General features: G+C 73.0%; 17 protein-coding genes and 1 pseudogene. 11 read left to right on the top strand and 7 right to left on the bottom strand.

Going from position 1 to position 15,691, the window contains the following annotated elements; genetic code table 11:
• Nucleotides 1–102 precede the first annotated feature (102 nt).
• The 3 genes from AB0B35_RS41560 (at nucleotide 103) to AB0B35_RS41550 (ending at nucleotide 2,958) form a co-directional block, all read left to right on the top strand.
• Entirely contained in the window at nucleotides 103–1,296 is a 1,194-nt protein-coding gene (locus AB0B35_RS41560) for an MFS transporter (RefSeq protein ID WP_361057250.1), read from the top strand.
• A gap of 72 nt (nucleotides 1,297–1,368) precedes the next feature.
• Complete coding sequence (locus tag AB0B35_RS41555) at nucleotides 1,369–2,049, top strand: DUF998 domain-containing protein (RefSeq protein WP_361057246.1); 681 nt, start codon at nucleotides 1,369–1,371, stop codon at nucleotides 2,047–2,049.
• 132 nt (nucleotides 2,050–2,181) lie between these two features.
• Nucleotides 2,182–2,958 (top strand): leucine-rich repeat domain-containing protein, encoded by a 777-nt coding sequence (locus AB0B35_RS41550; protein WP_361057243.1) that lies wholly within the window; start codon nucleotides 2,182–2,184, stop codon nucleotides 2,956–2,958.
• A gap of 9 nt (nucleotides 2,959–2,967) precedes the next feature.
• Here AB0B35_RS41550 and AB0B35_RS41545 read toward each other — a convergent pair whose 3' ends face one another.
• Nucleotides 2,968–4,296 carry a YbhN family protein gene (locus AB0B35_RS41545; protein ID WP_361057240.1) on the bottom strand — a complete coding sequence of 443 codons (1,329 nt, stop codon included), beginning with the start codon at nucleotides 4,294–4,296 and terminating at the stop codon, nucleotides 2,968–2,970.
• A 114-nt stretch (nucleotides 4,297–4,410) separates the two neighbouring features.
• Entirely contained in the window at nucleotides 4,411–5,016 is a 606-nt protein-coding gene (locus AB0B35_RS41540) for a TetR/AcrR family transcriptional regulator (protein WP_361057237.1), read from the bottom strand.
• A 122-nt stretch (nucleotides 5,017–5,138) separates the two neighbouring features.
• Between AB0B35_RS41540 and AB0B35_RS41535 the strand changes: the two are divergent.
• The 4 genes and pseudogenes from AB0B35_RS41535 to AB0B35_RS41520 all read left to right on the top strand — a co-directional run.
• Nucleotides 5,139–6,614, top strand: a pseudogene (locus AB0B35_RS41535) (MDR family MFS transporter); the annotation flags it as partial.
• 557 nt (nucleotides 6,615–7,171) lie between these two features.
• The gene (locus AB0B35_RS41530) at nucleotides 7,172–7,576 is read left to right on the top strand and encodes a universal stress protein (protein WP_361057253.1); all 405 of its coding nucleotides are present in this window, start codon (nucleotides 7,172–7,174) and stop codon (nucleotides 7,574–7,576) included.
• Nucleotides 7,577–7,664: 88 nt separating this feature from the next.
• Nucleotides 7,665–8,861, top strand: coding sequence for a cytochrome P450 (locus tag AB0B35_RS41525; RefSeq protein ID WP_361057234.1), 1,197 nt, complete (start codon nucleotides 7,665–7,667; stop codon nucleotides 8,859–8,861).
• Nucleotides 8,858–9,082: a ferredoxin gene (locus tag AB0B35_RS41520; protein WP_361057231.1), complete on the top strand. Its 225-nt coding sequence runs from the start codon at nucleotides 8,858–8,860 to the stop codon at nucleotides 9,080–9,082. Before AB0B35_RS41525 ends, AB0B35_RS41520 begins: the two co-directional genes overlap by 4 nt.
• A 90-nt stretch (nucleotides 9,083–9,172) precedes the next feature.
• On the opposite strand, the gene AB0B35_RS41515 is transcribed toward AB0B35_RS41520, so the two are convergent.
• On the bottom strand, nucleotides 9,173–9,940 hold the full coding sequence (locus tag AB0B35_RS41515; RefSeq protein ID WP_361057229.1) for a hypothetical protein: 768 nt from the start codon (nucleotides 9,938–9,940) through the stop codon (nucleotides 9,173–9,175).
• A 125-nt stretch (nucleotides 9,941–10,065) separates the two neighbouring features.
• Between AB0B35_RS41515 and AB0B35_RS41510 the strand changes: the two genes are divergently transcribed.
• Nucleotides 10,066–10,203, top strand: a complete 138-nt coding sequence (locus AB0B35_RS41510; protein ID WP_361057226.1) for a hypothetical protein — start codon at nucleotides 10,066–10,068, stop codon at nucleotides 10,201–10,203.
• Here AB0B35_RS41510 and AB0B35_RS41505 read toward each other — a convergent pair.
• A complete protein-coding gene (locus AB0B35_RS41505) occupies nucleotides 10,184–10,525 on the bottom strand; it encodes a hypothetical protein (RefSeq protein WP_361057223.1) in 342 nt (113 codons plus the stop codon). The genes AB0B35_RS41510 and AB0B35_RS41505 overlap by 20 nt on opposite strands.
• A gap of 3 nt (nucleotides 10,526–10,528) precedes the next feature.
• Between AB0B35_RS41505 and AB0B35_RS41500 the strand changes: the two genes are divergently transcribed.
• A complete protein-coding gene (locus AB0B35_RS41500) occupies nucleotides 10,529–11,491 on the top strand; it encodes a hypothetical protein (RefSeq protein ID WP_361057220.1) in 963 nt (320 codons plus the stop codon).
• Nucleotides 11,492–11,498: 7 nt separating this feature from the next.
• Here the strand turns inward: AB0B35_RS41500 and AB0B35_RS41495 are convergent, their stop codons facing one another.
• The 3 genes from AB0B35_RS41495 to AB0B35_RS41485 all read right to left on the bottom strand — a co-directional run bounded on the left by AB0B35_RS41495 (nucleotide 11,499) and on the right by AB0B35_RS41485 (nucleotide 13,665).
• A complete protein-coding gene (locus AB0B35_RS41495; protein WP_361057217.1) occupies nucleotides 11,499–12,500 on the bottom strand; it encodes a helix-turn-helix domain-containing protein in 1,002 nt (333 codons plus the stop codon).
• Between the two features lie 137 nt (nucleotides 12,501–12,637).
• Nucleotides 12,638–13,234, bottom strand: coding sequence for a histidine phosphatase family protein (locus AB0B35_RS41490; RefSeq protein WP_361057214.1), 597 nt, complete (start codon nucleotides 13,232–13,234; stop codon nucleotides 12,638–12,640).
• The gene (locus tag AB0B35_RS41485; RefSeq protein ID WP_361057211.1) at nucleotides 13,231–13,665 is read right to left on the bottom strand and encodes an NUDIX domain-containing protein; all 435 of its coding nucleotides are present in this window, start codon (nucleotides 13,663–13,665) and stop codon (nucleotides 13,231–13,233) included. Before AB0B35_RS41485 ends, AB0B35_RS41490 begins: the two co-directional genes overlap by 4 nt.
• A gap of 84 nt (nucleotides 13,666–13,749) precedes the next feature.
• Between AB0B35_RS41485 and AB0B35_RS41480 the strand changes: the two genes are divergently transcribed.
• Both AB0B35_RS41480 and AB0B35_RS41475 read left to right on the top strand, forming a co-directional pair.
• Nucleotides 13,750–14,313 (top strand): hypothetical protein, encoded by a 564-nt coding sequence (locus AB0B35_RS41480; RefSeq protein WP_360535434.1) that lies wholly within the window; start codon nucleotides 13,750–13,752, stop codon nucleotides 14,311–14,313.
• 3 nt (nucleotides 14,314–14,316) lie between these two features.
• Nucleotides 14,317–15,691: glutathionylspermidine synthase family protein (locus AB0B35_RS41475; RefSeq protein ID WP_361057208.1), on the top strand; the 1,375-nt coding region annotated here is incomplete at its 3' end.

Here is a 15,691-nt window from a genome sequence, read left to right as displayed (position 1 = left end):
GCGGGAACCGCACCCACCCCATCGCGGGTGAGGAGCGGACGCCCGAGAAGGGCGCTGTCTCACAACTCCACCGAGTTATGAAACAGGCCGTAGGGTGCGTGCGTGCGTGACATACCCCGGGTCGTGTGGATCCTCGCTGTCGGACGATTCGTCAACGCCGCCGGGTCGTTCGTGTTCACGTTCCTGTTCCTCTACCTGACCGGGTCCCGCCAGCTGCCCCTGGAGCAGGCCGGCCTGATCAGCGGCGCGCTCGGCGTCGGCCTGCTGGCCGGCAACTTCACCGGCGGCTGGTTCGGCGACCGGTTCGGCCACCGCCGCACCATGCTGCTCGCCTCCACCGTCGCGGGCACCGTCACGCTGCTCATGCCGTGGACGCCGGTGGCGCTGCTGGCCGTGTCCACGGCCCTGCTCGGCTACAGCGGCGCGACCGCCGGCACCTCGCAAGGGGCGCTGACCGCGCTGGCGGTGCCGCCCGGCGACCGGCGGCGCGCCGTGGCGATCAGCCGGGCCGCGTTCAACGCCGGCTGCGTCATCGGCCCGCCGGTCGGCGCGCTGCTCGCGGTGGAGCACTTCACCGCTCTGTTCGTCATCGACGGCCTGGTCATCCTGGCCGTCCGGGCGGTCACCGCCGCATTGCTGCGCGCCGAACCGGAGCGGCAGCCCGCACCCGCCGGTGCCGCGCCCGCCGGGCTGTGGCGCAGCGTGCTCGCCGACCGCGGCCTGCTGATGCTGCTGCCCGCGATCGTCGTGGTCGACGTCGTCTACCGCCAGCTGTACTCGACCCTGCCCGTCTACCTGCGCGACAACGGGCAGCAGTTGACCGTGTACGCCACCGTGCTCGCCGTCGGCTCCGGGCTGATCCTGCTGCTGGAGATCCCGGTGACCATGCTGCTGCGGCGGCTACCCGCCACGGCCATCATCGCTGTGGGGTACGCGCTGGTCGGGGTCGGCATGGCGGTGTTCGGGCTGGGCTCCACCGCGGCCGTGGTGATCGCGGCGATGGTGGTGCTAACCGCCGGGGAGATCCTCTACAAGACCACCGCCACGGCGCATGTGCTCGACCGTGCCCCGGCCGAACTGACCGGCCGCTACCAGGGCCTCTACACCGGAGCCGCGACCAGCGGCACCATGCTGGCCGCCCCGCTCGGCGCGCTGCTCTACGGGCTCGCCCCGGGCGCGCTGTGGCCGGTGTGCGCCGTGCTCGCGGTCGGCGCGGGACTGCTCGCCTGGCGATCGGGCCGGGTCGTGGCCCAGGCCGAGACCGCAACGGCACAGCCGGCTCCAGCCTCCGTCTGAAGACGCCGGACGGCGCGTCGGTCCGCGCGCTGCGGACAACCACGCATGCCGGCGATGCGGGATGATCGAGGCATGCCGTCCGCCTCCCTCGCCCGCACCTTCGCGGCCGCCGGGTTCGCCGCCGTCGTCGCCGGGGTGCTGGCCGTGTCCGCCCTGCACGTGCTGCCGCCGACCGCCGCGATCAGCCCGATCCGCCGCACCATCAGCGAGTACGCCTACTACGAGACCGGCTGGGTGTTCAACCTCGGGGTCCTGATCCTCGCCGCGGGTTCGCTGGCCGTGTTCGTGGCGCTGGCGTACGCGAAGCTGATCCGGCCCGCGTCGTTCGCCTCGCTCGGGCTGCTGCTGTGGTCGGCGGGCCTGGCCGCGGTGGTGTACTTCCCGAAGCACGACTGGTCGGTCGGCCCGTCGCTGCACGGGCACATCCACCGGATGGCGAGCCTGGTCGCGTTCCTGAGCCTGCCGCTGGGCGCGCTGCTGGTCACCGTCATGTGGCGGCGGGAGCGGCGCTGGCGGGGCAGCGTCTGGCTGACCGCGATCCCGGCTCTGGCCGCCCTCGCCTTCTTCAGCGTCATCATCGGCGCATACCTGCTCACGCCGTACACCGGCATGCCGTGGTGGGATGTCATCCCGCTCGGCTTCGTGGAACGCGGCCTGGCCACCTTCGAGGTGCTCACGGTCTTGGCGCTGGGCCGCTGGGCATGGCGTGCCTCAGCCGACTCGGATCCCGCCGCCACCCCTCTGGACCGCTGATCCTCAGCGCGCTACCACGATCTGTTTTTGTGGGCGCCCGACGTTGCCATGACGACGTTCAGCGTCCACAGAAACGGATCATCGGGCCCCGCCGGGGCAGCCGAACCGGCTCCGCCGGGCTATGGTGCCGCCATGTCTGACGTCGAGCAGCCGCAGGTGTTCGTGAACCGCTTCGGTGACGCGGCCGGTCCTGGCGACCGGGAGACCGCCCGCGACACCTGCCGGTGCATGGCGCAGCCCAAGCAGGCCAAGCGCTTCCACGCCGACCGGCAGGACACGCGGGCCCCGGGCTGGCTGCGGCTGCTGGAACTGATCGAGCAGGCGGCGGCCGACGGCCGGGAGAAGTTCACGCCGCTGGCGGAGCTGAGCGCGCAGGAACGGCGGCAGGTGGTCACCCTGCCCGCGTCGATCGGCACGTTGACCGAGGTGAAACACCTCGTGCTGTACGGCAGCAACCTGGTGCGGATCCCGCCGCAGATCGGGCTGATGCGCAGCCTGAAGGTGTTCGAGCCGTACACCTCCTACCGGCTGCACTGGTTCCCGTACGAGCTGACCCGGTGCCCGCAGCTGGTCGGCAGCACGGTCAGCACCCGGGCGGTGTACGGCAACTACAAGACGCGGCTGTCGTTTCCGAAGCTCGCCGAACCCGGCCGACCGCCCGCGACGCCTGACCCCGGCCGGTGGGGTGCGGACGAGATCCTCTCCTGCAGCGTGTGTGACCAAGCCCTGACGGGCGGCGAGACGCGCCAGGTCTGGATCTCGCGAGGCGTCGGCTCCGACGTGCTTCCGCTGCTGGTCAACGCATGCTCACAGGCGTGCGTGGACGCGCTGCCGAAGCCGGCCGCCAACCACGTTCCCGTGGTGCACACCGGCGGCCGCGAGGTGGCGCAACCCGCGACCCAGTGGTGAGCGGCCGCATCAGGCCTTCGTCGCCGCCGGGGTCGCCGCGACCGGTGTCGGGGCGGGGACGGCCGAAACCGGTTCCGCCACGAGGTCAGCAGCCGCGGCGGCGTTCGCGCGGGTGTCGGCGCGGCGCAGGAACGCCCAGGTGGTCAGGCCGGCGGGGATGACCAGCCAGCAGGACAGCAGCCGGTAGCCGAGCACGGTCGCCGCGGCGGCGGCCGGTTCCGCGCCCGCGGCGGTCAGCGCGGCGAGCAGCGTCGCCTCGATGACCCCGATGCCGCCGGGGGTGATCGGGATCTGCCGGACCAGCTGCGCCGCCACGTAGACCGTGCCGAGTTGAAGCAGGTCCAGCGGCAGGTGGAAGGCCTGTGCGACGGCGACGAGGCAGGCGAGGTCGGCGAGCCAGTTGAGCGCGGACAGGCCCAGCGCGGCGGTGCGATACCGGCGCGGCATGGTCTCGGCGACCGCGGCCACGTCGCGCATCAGCTGCCCGAGCCGGCGCAGCTGCGTGCGTACGAGTCCGGACCGGGCGGGTCGCCCGGTGCCGCCGTCGGCGGTGTCCGGGGCGGTGGCCAGGAAGTCGAGGTCCTCCTCGTCGACCGGCCCGTCGATGGTCAGCGAGGCGCGCGCCCGGACGCGGTGCCGGACCAGCAGGGCGGCTGTCGCGGCGCTGACGCCCAGCACCGCGGGGGTCAGCACCGGCTGGTTCTGCCACGTCGACACCGGCGAGGCGAGGAAGGTGAGCAGGAAGCCCACGATGTACAGCAGGGCGAGGCCGACGAACGAGCTGACGCCTGACATGATCATGACGGCGGTCGCCGCCTCGCGGCTCGCGCCCCAGCGGCGGAAACGCTGGTACGCGTACCCGGCGGAGACGGCGGTGCCGGCGGGCATGCTGATCGACAGCGCGGAGCGGGTGTAGGCCAGGGCCAGCGCGCCGCCCAGCCGGGCGGGCACCCCGACGCCTTTGAGCAGGTTCGTCTGCTGGCGGGCGAACAGCGACATCGACAGGATTTCGGCGAGCAGCGCGACGCCGATCCAGGCGAGGTCGCCGTCGGCTACGACCGGCTTGATCTGGTCGAGGCCGGGGATCTGGTCGCGTACGGTCACCAGCGCCAGCACCACCACGGCCACCGGCAGCAGCCCGCGCAGCCAGCGCCGCCAGACGGGAGCGGGTGCGGTGGACTTGCGCGGTGAGGGCTCCTCCGGCACACCGGACGGGCGGGGGTGGCGACGGACCGCGGCCCGTTGCCCGGGTATCGCGGCCTGCCGGCGCGGGGACCGGTAGGGCCGGGCCTGGCGTCGGCAGATCTTCGGCGCGCTACGTCGGCGAAGTGCCTTCACGATCACGGACCATACCGCTCGCGGGTCGCCTGTCGGGCGACTCGTAACGCTGCACACAGTGCAAATTTTGCTGAAAGCCGAGCGCGGTGGGCCGCCGCCGGGGCAGGCATGCGGCTACGCGAACGGCTCGGCGGCACGGTCCAGCCCGGCCCGCACGGCAACGGGCAGGGCGGCCCCGCCACCCTGCTCGACCCACAGGCCGAACACGGTGCGCAGCGCGGTCATGAAGACGGCGGCGAGCACGCGCGAGCGCATCGGCTCGTCGGCGTGGCCCGGGTCGCGTGCGGCGACCTCGGCGGCGAGCTCGTGCTCCAGCGACGTCTGGGCGGCCGCCTGCTGGGCGAGCAGGGACGGGTGGCGGCGCAGCAGCCGGGTCTGCGCGACCCAGTTCGGGTCGACCGCGCCGATCTGCTCGAAGTGGGTCACCGCCGCGTTGGTCATCGCCTGCCACGGGGTCTCCGCGGCGGGGCGGGCGCGCAGCAGCTCGAGCAGCGCGTTGACGCGCATCCGGTCGCCGTACAGGAGGGCGTCCTCCTTGTTGGCGAAGTAGTTGGAGAAGGTGCGCCGGGACACGTTGGCCTCGTCGGCGATGGCGTCCACGGTCACCGCGTCCAGGCCGCGTTCCACGGCCAGGCGCAGCACGGCTTCGTGCAGGGCCTGCCTGGTCGCTTCCTTCTTGCGTTCGCGCAGGGTCGGCGTCGGCTCGCTCGTCGGCTCCACGAGCAGGAGACGATACCGGTCGGCGTGGCGAAATGCACATCGGGAAACTTTGCGCACTGTGCAAATTCGGTGCCATATTCGATGCCATGAGCAACCCCGGCCACATCCCCCGCCACCTGCGCATGGGCCACCGCGAGATCCTGGAGTCCCTGAGCGGGCTGCTGCTCGTGCTGTTCGTCGCCATGATCAGCTCGACCATCGTGTCCACCGCGCTGCCCCGTATCGTCGGCGAGCTGAACGGCACGCAGACGCAGTACACCTGGATCGTCACCGCGACCCTGCTCGCCGCCACCGCGACGACCCCGGTCTGGGGGCGCCTGGCGGACATGTTCAGCAAGAAACTCCTGGTCCAGATCGCCATCGTGATCTTCGTGATCGGCTCGCTGCTCAGCGGGTTCGCCCAGGACACCAGCCAGGTCATCGCGGCCCGCGCGGTGCAGGGCATCGGCGTCGGCGGCCTGCAGGCCCTGGTGCAGATCGTGATCGCGGCGATGATCCCGCCGCGCGAGCGCGGCCGGTACAACGGCTACCTCGGCGGCGTCATGGCCGTCGCCACGCTGGCCGGGCCGCTGCTCGGCGGCCTGATCGTGGACACCTCGTGGCTGGGCTGGCGCTGGTGCTTCTTCATCGGCGTGCCGATCGCCGCGATCGCCTTCGCGCTGCTCTGGCTGACACTCGACCTGCCCCGTACGGCCCGGATCAAGGCGAAGATCGACTACCTGGGCGCGGCCCTGATCGCGATCGGCGTGAGCACGCTGCTCGTCTGGGTGTCGTTCGTCGGCAACTCGTTCGAATGGCTGTCCTGGCAGACCTTCGCCATGGTCGGCGCGGCGCTGCTGGTGCTGGCCGCGGCGGTCTGGGTGGAACTGCGGGCGGAGAGCCCCGTCGTGCCGATCACCGTGATCAGCAAGCGCGTCCCCGCGCTGTCCATCCTCGCCAGCCTCGCCGTCGGCATGGCCATGTTCGGCGGCTCGGTGTTCCTCGGCCAGTACTTCCAGATCGGCCGCGGTTACACCCCGACCGAGGCCGGCCTGCTCACCATGCCGCTGATGTTCGGCGTGCTGGTCTCCTCGACCGTCACCGGCCGCATGGTCACCAAGACCGGCAAGGTCAAGCCGTACATCGTCACCGGCGCGATCGTGCTGGTCGCGGGCTTCCTCGGGCTGTCGTTCATCGACCACGACACGCCGCTGACCGTGATCAGCGTGGGCATGCTGCTCGTCGGCCTCGGCGTCGGCATGACCATGCAGAACCTGGTGCTCGCGGTGCAGAACACCGCCGCCATGAAGGACCTCGGCGCGGCCACCGGCTCGGTGACCTTCTTCCGCTCGCTCGGCGGCACCATCGGCGTCTCGGTGCTCGGCGCGGTGCTGGCCAACCGGGTTCAGTCGATCATCGCCGACCACCTGGCCGCGGCGGGGCTGCCTGCCGGCTCGGGCGGCGGCTCGCTGAATCTCAAGACGCTGCCGCCGATGGCCCAGACCATCGTCCGCGAGGCGTACGGCGACGCCACCGGCCACATCTTCCTCATCTCCGCGGCCATCGGCGCGGTCGGCGTCATCGCCGCGCTGCTGCTGCCCGACATCGTGCTGCGCTCCGGCGCCCCGGCCCCGGCACCCGAACCGGTCGCGCCCGCACCGGCGGGCCCGGTCCCGTCGCACGCCGACGCCCGCTCGCACACATCGGCCCCGGCTCCGGCCTACGCGCCGGCCTACGCTGCTCCGTCGCAGGCCGACGCCCGTTCGCACGCCCTGGCCTACGCTGCTCCGTCGCAGGCCGACGCCCGTTCGTACGCTCCGGCGTACGCCGCTACGTCGCACGCCGACGCGCGTGTGCCCGCGTTCGCGTACGCGCCGTCCGCCCCGTGGCCGTCGCACGCCGACACCCGGATGCAGCCTCCCGCGCCGTCATACGGAGACGCGCCGGGTGCGGTGCGGGTGCCCGGAGAATTCGGGCCGGTTCGGGGCGACCTGCCGACCACCGCGGTGCGCTCGCAGGCGTCGGCGGCCGGGTTCGGCGAGTCCGCTTCGGCGCTGGGCCGGGCCTGAGCGGGACGGCCGGGACCGTGGACCTTCCGCAGCAGCGCACCGAGCACTACGGTCCGGCGGCCGCCCCGTGCGCGTTCGAGCGCGGCACCGACGGCCCACGGGTGATCATGGTGGGCGTGGACGGCAGCCCGCCGTCCGAGCGGGCCGCCGCGTACGCCGCGGGGCTGGCCCGCCGCCAGCGAAGCCGCCTGGTCGTGGTGTTCGTGGGGGAGCCGGCCGGACTCGTCGCGTCGGTCTACGGCCAGGCCGCGGCGGCGGCGGTGCAGGCCGCCGAGGAGCTGGCCGGCGAGCTGCGCGCCCAGGTGCGTCAGGCGGCCGAGGAGATGGGCCTGCCCGTCACGTTCGCGGTGCGCCGCGGTGATCCGTACGCGGAGCTGCGGGCCGCGGCCGACGAGCTGAAGGCGGACATGCTGGTCGTCGGGGCGTCCGCGCAGGCGGGCCACCGGTTCGTCGGCTCGGTCGCGACGCGGCTGGTCAGGCAGGGCCGCTGGCCGGTGGTGGTGGTTCCCTGACCAGCCGGCCGGTCGGCCAGAACTCCGCAAAACCGGGCAAATGCTAGTAACTTGGAGGGGTCCTGGGGGTTCGACGGGGGAGTCTCACATGTCCGACACGCTGGCCACGAACGTCCTGACGTACCCGTTCGGCAACGCCGGGCTCGACCCGCTGCTGCCCGACCTCGGCCCGGACGGCGTGGGCCGGGTGCAGCTGCCCACCGGCCAGCAGGCCTGGCTGTTCACCCGGCACGAGCACCTGCGCGAGCTGCTGCGCAGTCCGGACTTCTCCAGCGACTTCACCCGGCCCGGGTTCCCGCTGATCCGGCCCATCCCCGAGGACATGCCGCGCCGCCCCGACGGCTCGCTGATCCGCATGGACCCGCCCGAGCACACGAAGTTCCGCCGGATGCTCACCCCAGAGTTCATGATCAAGCACATCCGGACGCTGGAGCCGCTGATCCGGCAGACCGTCGTCGACGCGCTGGAGCAGATGCGCGCCGCCGGGCAGCCCGCCGACCTGGTCGAGCACTTCGCGCTGCCGGTCCCGTCGATGGTGATCTGCCACCTGCTCGGCGTCCCGTACACCGACCACGACTACTTCCAGGAGCGCAGCCGCATCCTGCTGGCCTGGTCCAGCACCCCGGAGCAGGCCCGCGACGCCATCGAGGAGCTGCGCGACTACCTGACCCGGCTGATCGCGGCCCGCCGCGGCGAACGCGGCGAGGATCTGATCAGCCGCCTGGCCGCCGAACGCGTCGCCACCGGCGAGATGACCGAGGAGGAGCTGGTCGGCCTGTCCGTGCTGCTGCTCATCGCAGGGCACGAGACCACCTCGAACATGATCGGCCTGAGCACGCTGGTGCTGCTGGAGCACCCCGCACAGCTGCGCCGGCTGCGCGAGCGCCCCGAACTGATCGACGACACCGTGGAGGAACTGCTGCGCTACCTGACCATCGTGCGCACCGGGCTGACCCGCGTCGCGGTCGCCGACACCGAGGTCGGCGGGCACCGCATCGCCGCCGGTGAGGGCGTGATCGCGCTGCTGTCGGCCGCCAACCGCGACGCCGACGTGTTCCCCGACGGCGCGGAGTTCGACCTGGCGCGCGGCTCGCACCAGCACATGGCGTTCGGGTTCGGCATCCACCAGTGCATCGGCCAGCCGCTGGCCCGCGCCGAGCTGCGCATCGCCCTGTCCGAGCTGATCACCCGCCTGCCCGGCCTGGCCCTGGCCGTGGACGCCGACGACGTGCGCTACCGCGACGCGGTCGTGTTCGGCGTGCAGCGGCTGCCGGTGACGTGGTGAGCGTACGGCTGCGGGTCGCCGTCGACCGGGACGCGTGCTGCGGCTCGGGCAACTGCGTACGCACCGCGCCCGAGGTCTTCGACCAGGACGACGCCGACGGCCTGGTCGTCCTGCGCCAGGCCGAACCACCCGAGTCCGAGCACGACGCCGTCCGCGAGGCCGCCTACAACTGCCCCGCCGCCGCGATCGACGTCACCGAGGCGACCGCCACCCGCCCATGATCGTTCGACTTGCCAGGCACCTAGGCGAAACCGGCCTCAAGATACGCACAGGTGCCAGGCAAGTCGAACGATCATGGGCGGGGTGCGGGGTCAGCACCAGGGCAGGCGGAGGGTCTCGAGTTCCGGGTCGGCGAGCAGCGACTCGATCAGGCCGGATGGGCCGGCGACCTTGGTGCCCCACAGGTCCCAGTCCGACCAGGTCACCCAGGAGCGGTCGGCGGGCCACAGGTTCGCCGGGGAGCCGCTGCCGCGCTCGTCCTCGTAGAGCGCCTTCGCCTCACCGAGCGGTCCGGCGAGCACGTGCGCCTGCTCGTCGGGCGCCGCACCGCGGGCGATGTAGGCGAAACACGGGGTGTCCGCACCGGACCAGGCCGTCAGCAAGTCGACCAGGCGGGACCAGCCCTCGCGGTCCAGCGAGCCCTCGCCGGGCGGCTCGATGCTGGCGGGCCAGCTGCCGTCCGGATGGGAGCCGGGCAGGCTGCGGAAGTCCGGCGGGCTGCCGGGCGGGACCACCGGCTCGTCGGTGCGCCCGGCCAGCTCCGCCCAGCGCAGCCGCCGCCAGCCCGGCCCCGGGTGCTGGGAGCGGCCGATCGCCCCGCCGGTGTCGACGACACCCCACTCGTCGAGGTTGATCCCGCCGATCAGCTCCGGCTCGACCAGGTGCGCGTCCAGCAGGCTGCGGCGCAGGTCCTGGTGGGTGGTGCGGGTCGCGCCCGACTCCCACTCGTACATCGCGTGCAGGATCCAGGCCGCGTCGGGCCGCCCGCCCGGGTCGTAGCCGGTCAGCTCACCGTCCGGCCGCAGCTGCGCCAGCCAGTCCGCCTCGTCGCTCGCCACCTCGTGCCAGCCGTCTCCCATGGCTCATCTGACCACATGATCCACCCGGACGCGGGGCGGCCCGCTGGTGATGTCGCGGCGACCGGCCATCGTGGACGCCACGTTCGGCCGGTGGACTCCCTCGCCGTGATCGCGATACTGGACCGATGCCAGCAATTCTCGCCGACGTCGCCCCCCAGCCCGAGTACGCGGGCCTCGGCCTGGCCGCGGTCTGCGTCTGCCTGCTGTTCGCCGCGGCCGCGGTCGTCCTGGTCGTCGTGCTGGTCAAGCGCTCGCGTAAATGAGCCAGGCGAGCACCGAGGCGGCGTTCGCGGCGACCGCGAGCACCGCCAGCAGCGGATCCCGCCGCCGCAGCCACCAGGCCAGCAGCACCGCCTCCGCGCCGCACACCACGGCCTCCGCGAAGACCACGACCAGGGGGTACGCGGAAAGCCCGGTCCACGGCGCGAGCAGCCACCACAGCAGCGGGTGCGTCGCCAGGTTCACGCCCAGCGCACACAGCGCCGCCCGGCGCCAGGACACCGCCCAGCCCCAGCGCAGCGCGGCCGCGTACACGGGGATCTCGACGGCCAGCGTCAGCGCGAGCGCGGCCGGGTATCGGAGCATCGCATGACGGTAGCCACCCTGCCCGCCCCGCGCACCCCCGCGCCGCCGCGCGCGGCCGGCCTCGCGCTCGGGTTCGCCGCCTGCGCGGCCGTGGCCCTGGCCGCCGCGCTGCGCGCCCCGCTGGCGACCACGGTCCTCGGGCTGATCGCGTTCGGGGTGCTGCACAACGTGCTGGAGCTGCGCTACGTCGCGGGTCGGTTCGCGCACATCCTCACCGGACGGCTGCTGTGGACGGCGCTGGCGCTGGTCACCGCGATCGTGTTCTGCCGCGTGCTGGGAATGCGGATCCCCGAGATCGTCCTCTGCTACGGCGTGCTGGCCGCCGGGGTGTGGCATGCCGTGCCGCGCGGCTGGCTGGTCCCGGCGGGACTGGGCCTGGCCGGGGCGGCGGCGGTGTCGCTGACCTGGCCCGCGTACCACTTCGTGGTGCTGGCCCACCTGCACAACGTGGTACCGCTGTTCTTCCTGTGGGAGTGGTCGCGGCGGCTGGCCGGGCGCGAGCGGGCGCTGTTCCGCGCCGCCCAGCTCGGCTGGGTGCTGCTGGTGCCCGCGCTGCTGCTGGCCGGGGTGTTCGACCCGCTGCTGGCGGACGGCTCGGCCGCCGTCGTGGCGTTCGCGGGCAGCCCGGAGTCGATCGCCGCCCCGGTCAGCCCGCCTGGCCTCACCGCCGGGCTGCGCTTCCTCGCCGTGTTCGCGTTCCTGCAGGCCATGCACTACGTGGTGTGGCTGGGCTTCCTGCCCCGGTTCGCCCCCGACGCCGCGGCGGCGTTCGAGCAGCGCGTGCCGTGGCTGGCCGGGTGGCGGCCGTGGGCGCTGGGCGCGGCCGCGGCGCTCGTGCTCGGCGGGCTGTTCCTGGTCGACTACGGCCAGGGTCGCACCCTGTACCAGGCCCTGGCCGGCTACCACGCGTACCTGGAGTTCCCGGTGCTGCTGGCGCTCCTGTTCGCCCGCCCGCGCCCCGCCTAGGCTCCCGTCACTGGTCGGGATGGCTTGGCCGGCCCTCCAGCAGCGCCATGCCGAGCGGCGCGAGCCGGTGTTCGACGCTGCTGCGCCGCCGCTCGCTGTACACCAGCCCGGCCTGGCGCAGCACGGCCAGGTGCTCGCTGGCGGTGCTCGGCGACTGCTTCAGCCGCGCGGCGATGGAGCTGGTCGAGCCGCCCTCCGCGCACAGTTCGAGGATCGCCGCCCGGGTGCGGCCGACCAGCGCGGACAGTGCCGCGTGCTGCCGGGCCGCGACCAGGCCGGTGCCGCGGTCCACCTGGTACACCAGCACCGGCGGCAGGTCGTCGTCGATCAGCGTGATCGGCCTGGTGGCCCGCTTGAAGAAGGACGGCACCAGCACCAGCCCGCGGCCGCCCAGGTGCAGGTGCCGGTCTCGCGGGTAGTCCGCGATCCGCAGCACGCCGTCCTCGAAACTCACCGACGGGTGCAGCGAGTTGAGCAGCGCGCCCAGACCGCCGGCGGCGACGGCGCGGCTGCGCGAGGCGTGGTCGGCGGCGAAGGAGGCGGTCACCCAGCTCCACTGCGGCTGGACCACGGCCTCGAAGTACTCCCGCATGCCGACGGTCAGCTCGCGCAGCGCCGCCGCGCGACCCGCGCCGAGGTCCTGGGCGGCGGCGGGCAGAGTTCCGCGGCCGGCGGCGACGACCGCCACGTCGCGGCGCAGCTGGCGCCGGCAGGTGCTGCCGACGGCCTCCAGCCCGTCGTCGACACCGCCGTCGCGCGTGCGCGGGGTGAGGAAGTCCGGGAAGTCGCCGTGCGACAGGTTGACGCCGAGGAACAGGCCGGCGCGCTCGCGCAGGCCGGAGCCGGCCCGCAGCGACTGCTGCGCGGCCCGGTGCCAACCCAGCAGCAGCGGATCCTCGTTGCGCCGACCCAGCAGGTGGGAGCTGAGCGTGATCTCCCACAGCGGGTCCGGGGCCGTGACGATCCGCGTCTGCATGAGGTCGCGCGCGGTGAAATGGATGCGGTACACGACGATCCGCCAGACCCGTCAGATCCGGCCGGGTCCGCACAGAGTCCGGTCCATGCCGCCGCCCCTCTCCTACTGCAGCTTGTCCGCTCCGGAGGGTAATGGCTGCCCTGGATCGAGCACCAGCCCCACGTCCGTGATCAGACGTGCAGCGTCGGCGGGAATCCGGTCCAGCGCAGGCGCTCGGGCAGGTGCGCGAGGTCGTTGAACGACACCAGCGACGGCGGCCGCCCGGCCCGGTAGAGCAGCACCGTGATCCCGCAGTTGGCCTGGTTGATGCCGATCCAGCGGGCGGGCGGGGCGTCCAGGGCATGCCGCACCAGCCAGCCGATCAGGAAGTTGTGCGTCACCACCAGCTCGTGCGTGTCGGTCTCGGCGACCGCCGTGTAGCGCGCCTGCGCGGCCTCGATCAAGGCCGCGCCCTCGGCGATCTCGGCGGGGGAGTAGCCGTCCAGGAAACCCTTGGCGAAGGCGGGCAGCTCGTCGTCGGGCGGCAGGTACGGCACGTAGTCGCCGGCCAGCGGGGACTGCTCGACCGGCACTCCCGGCAGGTGCGCGGTGATCAGCGCGGCCGTGTGCGCGGCCCGCCGCACCGGGCTGTGCTGCACCGACGCGAACGGCACCGACGCCAGCCGCTCGCCGGTCAGCCGGGCCTGCTCCAGCCCCGCCTCGGTCAGCTCGCCGAGCGCGTCCGCCTCGCCGTGGCGGACCAGGTACAGCAGGCGGTTGCCGGTCATGCCCGCTCCCGCAACTGCGCGTACTCGGCCGAGGCCAGGAACTCGGTGATCGCCACGGCCGTGCCCGGGGTGAACTCGCGCCCTTCGAACACCTGCTCGGCCGGGGTGAACACCATCGCGGCGCCCTCGCCGAGCACCACGTCGTCCTGCACCGCCGAGGTCATCCCGTAGAAGTAGTGCTTCACCCGGTGGTGCTCGGGCACCGGCTGCACCAGGAACAGCCGCAGTGGGGAGTCAGGGCGCAGCGACGCCTCCTCCATCAGCTCGCGCGGCGCGGCCTGCTCGGGCGTCTCGCCCGGCTCGATGTGCCCGCCCGGCAGCGCCCACATGTTCGGGAAGTTCGGGGCGTGCTCGTCGCGCAACTGCAGCAGCAGCTCGCCCGCCCGGTTCACGAGCATCACCACGGCCAGCTGTACAGGGTTGTCGTCCATTCGGCCCACCCTAGATCACCCTTGATCGGCTTGCGGGCCCCTGTCACAGTGATGGCCCACATCCGGCACACGGGGAGAGCAGACATGGCGGACGGCGTACGGCTGAGATCGCGCAGCGTGGCACTGGGCGCGGCGTTCCTGGGACTGGCGGGCGGCTCGGTCGCCTGCGGGTTCGGGTCGAGCGCCCCGGACGACCCGGTGTACCAGCCGAGCGCGATCGACTACCAGCAGCCGTCGTACGTGCCCCAGCCGGTGGTCGTGCCGTCGCCGACGCCGGTGACCACGCTGAGCCCGGCCGCCAAGCCGTCGCCGGCCCGCACCACCGCCGCGCCGGTCGTCGTGCAGCCCGTCTACGACGACGTCTACGTCTTCTACTGCGTCGACGAGTACGAGGTCGTCGTCGACCCGATCCAGTGCGACGGCGACCAGGCGTACGGCACCGACTGGCCCTACTACCTCGCCTACTCCACCGCGTACCCGCGCACCCTGCGCATCGGCGACCGGGTGCCCACCGGCGGCGACATGTTCAGCGCCGGCGACACCGCGACCCGCGGCCAGTGGGGCCTGCCGTCGCGGGTCACCAACGGCAGCACCGTGCGCTCCGGCATCGTCGGCGGCACCGGCTCCGGCACCACCGTGGGCAGCTGAGCGGTGCGCCGCGTCGACCACGCCACCCCCAGGCCCGGCTGGGCGGAGACCAACCGCTCGCTGGGCCTGGTGTTCAACGACACCGTGTCCGAGGACGGCTCCGCCATGTCGTACTGGCGCGAGGGCCCGTTCTACGACTTCGACCTCGACGAGATCCTGCTGCTGGAGCAGTCCGCCGCGACCCTGCACCGCATGTGCGTGGCCGCCGGGGACCACATCGTCGAGCGCTGCCCGCGCGCCGACCCGCAGGTGCGCCGCGAGGCCTACCTGACCTCGGTGTGCACCCCGGCCACCTGCCTGCTCAGCCGCGCCGGGGTGCCCGAGTACGTGCACGAGCAGGTCATCCGCACCTGGTACGACAACAGCCCGCAGACCTGGACGCACGGCGACAAGGACCTGTTCGGCACGCACGCGCACACCCGGCAGAGCCCCGACTTCTCACCGAGCGTCTACGGCCGCTTCGACATCTGGTACGGCGGCCGCGGCACCACCCCGAAGCTGCTGGAGTACAACGCGCAGACGCCGACGTCGCTGCTGGAGGCGGCGGTCGTGCAGTGGCGCTGGCTGGAGGACACCGGCCACACCCACCACTTCGACCGGCAGTGGACCAGCGTGCACGAGCGCCTCATCGAGGCCTGGCGGCGCAACCTGGGCGAACTCGTCGCAGCCCGCCCCTGGCTGCCGCAACGCCCCACGGTGTACTTCGCCTACGACGGCACCGAGGCCTCCGGCGAGGACGTCATGAACGCGGGCTACCTCGCCGAGACGGCCCGGCAGGCCGGCTACCCGGTCGAGCTGATCGAGGTCGCGCAGATCGGCGTCGACATGGCCGACGGGCGCATCGTGCACGAGCCCAGCAAGGGCGCGCCCGCGACGCCGATCGACGTCATCTTCCTGCTGTACCCGTGGGAGTGGCTGTGGCACGAGGAGGGCGGCCGCCCCATCTTCGCCAACATGGCCGACCCCACCAAACGCGGCACCGTCTGGATCGAACCCCCGTGGACGGCCGCGCTCTGGTCGAACAAAGCGCTGCTGCCGGTGCTGTGGGAGCTGTACCGCGACGACCCCGACCACCGCGACCTGCTGCTCCCGGCCTACTTCGCCGACCAGCGCCCCACCGACCTGACCAGCTACGCCCGCAAGCCGATCTGGTCCCGCGAGGGCGCGAACGTCGAACTCGTCCGCGACGGCGCGGTCCTGGCCGCCACCGGCGGCGACTACGGCGACACCGGCATGATCGTCCAGGGCCTCGCCGAGCTGCCCACCTTCGACGGCCCCGGCGGCCGGCACCATCCGGGCCGACCTGCGCGTCGCCGCCGGCCGCCTGGAGGTCGTCGCCTCCGACCGCGACACCGCCACCGTCAGCGTCACGGCGATG

It is taken from the genome of Catellatospora sp. NPDC049133 (assembly GCF_040648455.1).
Lineage (GTDB): Bacteria > Actinomycetota > Actinomycetes > Mycobacteriales > Micromonosporaceae > Catellatospora > Catellatospora aurea.
This window is presented reverse-complemented; position numbering and strand designations above follow the sequence as displayed.

Bases quoted from the DNA above. Each gene is read 5' to 3' on its own strand.
- AB0B35_RS41555 (WP_361057246.1), top strand. From the start codon at position 1,369: ATGCCGTCCGCCTCCCTCGCCCGCACCTTCGCGGCCGCCGGGTTCGCC.
- AB0B35_RS41550 (WP_361057243.1), top strand. From the start codon at position 2,182: ATGTCTGACGTCGAGCAGCCGCAGGTGTTCGTGAACCGCTTCGGTGAC.
- AB0B35_RS41530 (WP_361057253.1), top strand. From the start codon at position 7,172: ATGGTGGGCGTGGACGGCAGCCCGCCGTCCGAGCGGGCCGCCGCGTAC.
- AB0B35_RS41525 (WP_361057234.1), top strand. From the start codon at position 7,665: ATGTCCGACACGCTGGCCACGAACGTCCTGACGTACCCGTTCGGCAAC.
- AB0B35_RS41515 (WP_361057229.1), bottom strand. From the start codon at position 9,940: ATGGGAGACGGCTGGCACGAGGTGGCGAGCGACGAGGCGGACTGGCTG.
- AB0B35_RS41510 (WP_361057226.1), top strand. From the start codon at position 10,066: ATGCCAGCAATTCTCGCCGACGTCGCCCCCCAGCCCGAGTACGCGGGC.
- AB0B35_RS41505 (WP_361057223.1), bottom strand. From the start codon at position 10,525: ATGCTCCGATACCCGGCCGCGCTCGCGCTGACGCTGGCCGTCGAGATC.
- AB0B35_RS41500 (WP_361057220.1), top strand. From the start codon at position 10,529: ATGACGGTAGCCACCCTGCCCGCCCCGCGCACCCCCGCGCCGCCGCGC.
- AB0B35_RS41490 (WP_361057214.1), bottom strand. From the start codon at position 13,234: ATGACCGGCAACCGCCTGCTGTACCTGGTCCGCCACGGCGAGGCGGAC.
- AB0B35_RS41485 (WP_361057211.1), bottom strand. From the start codon at position 13,665: ATGGACGACAACCCTGTACAGCTGGCCGTGGTGATGCTCGTGAACCGG.
- AB0B35_RS41480 (WP_360535434.1), top strand. From the start codon at position 13,750: ATGGCGGACGGCGTACGGCTGAGATCGCGCAGCGTGGCACTGGGCGCG.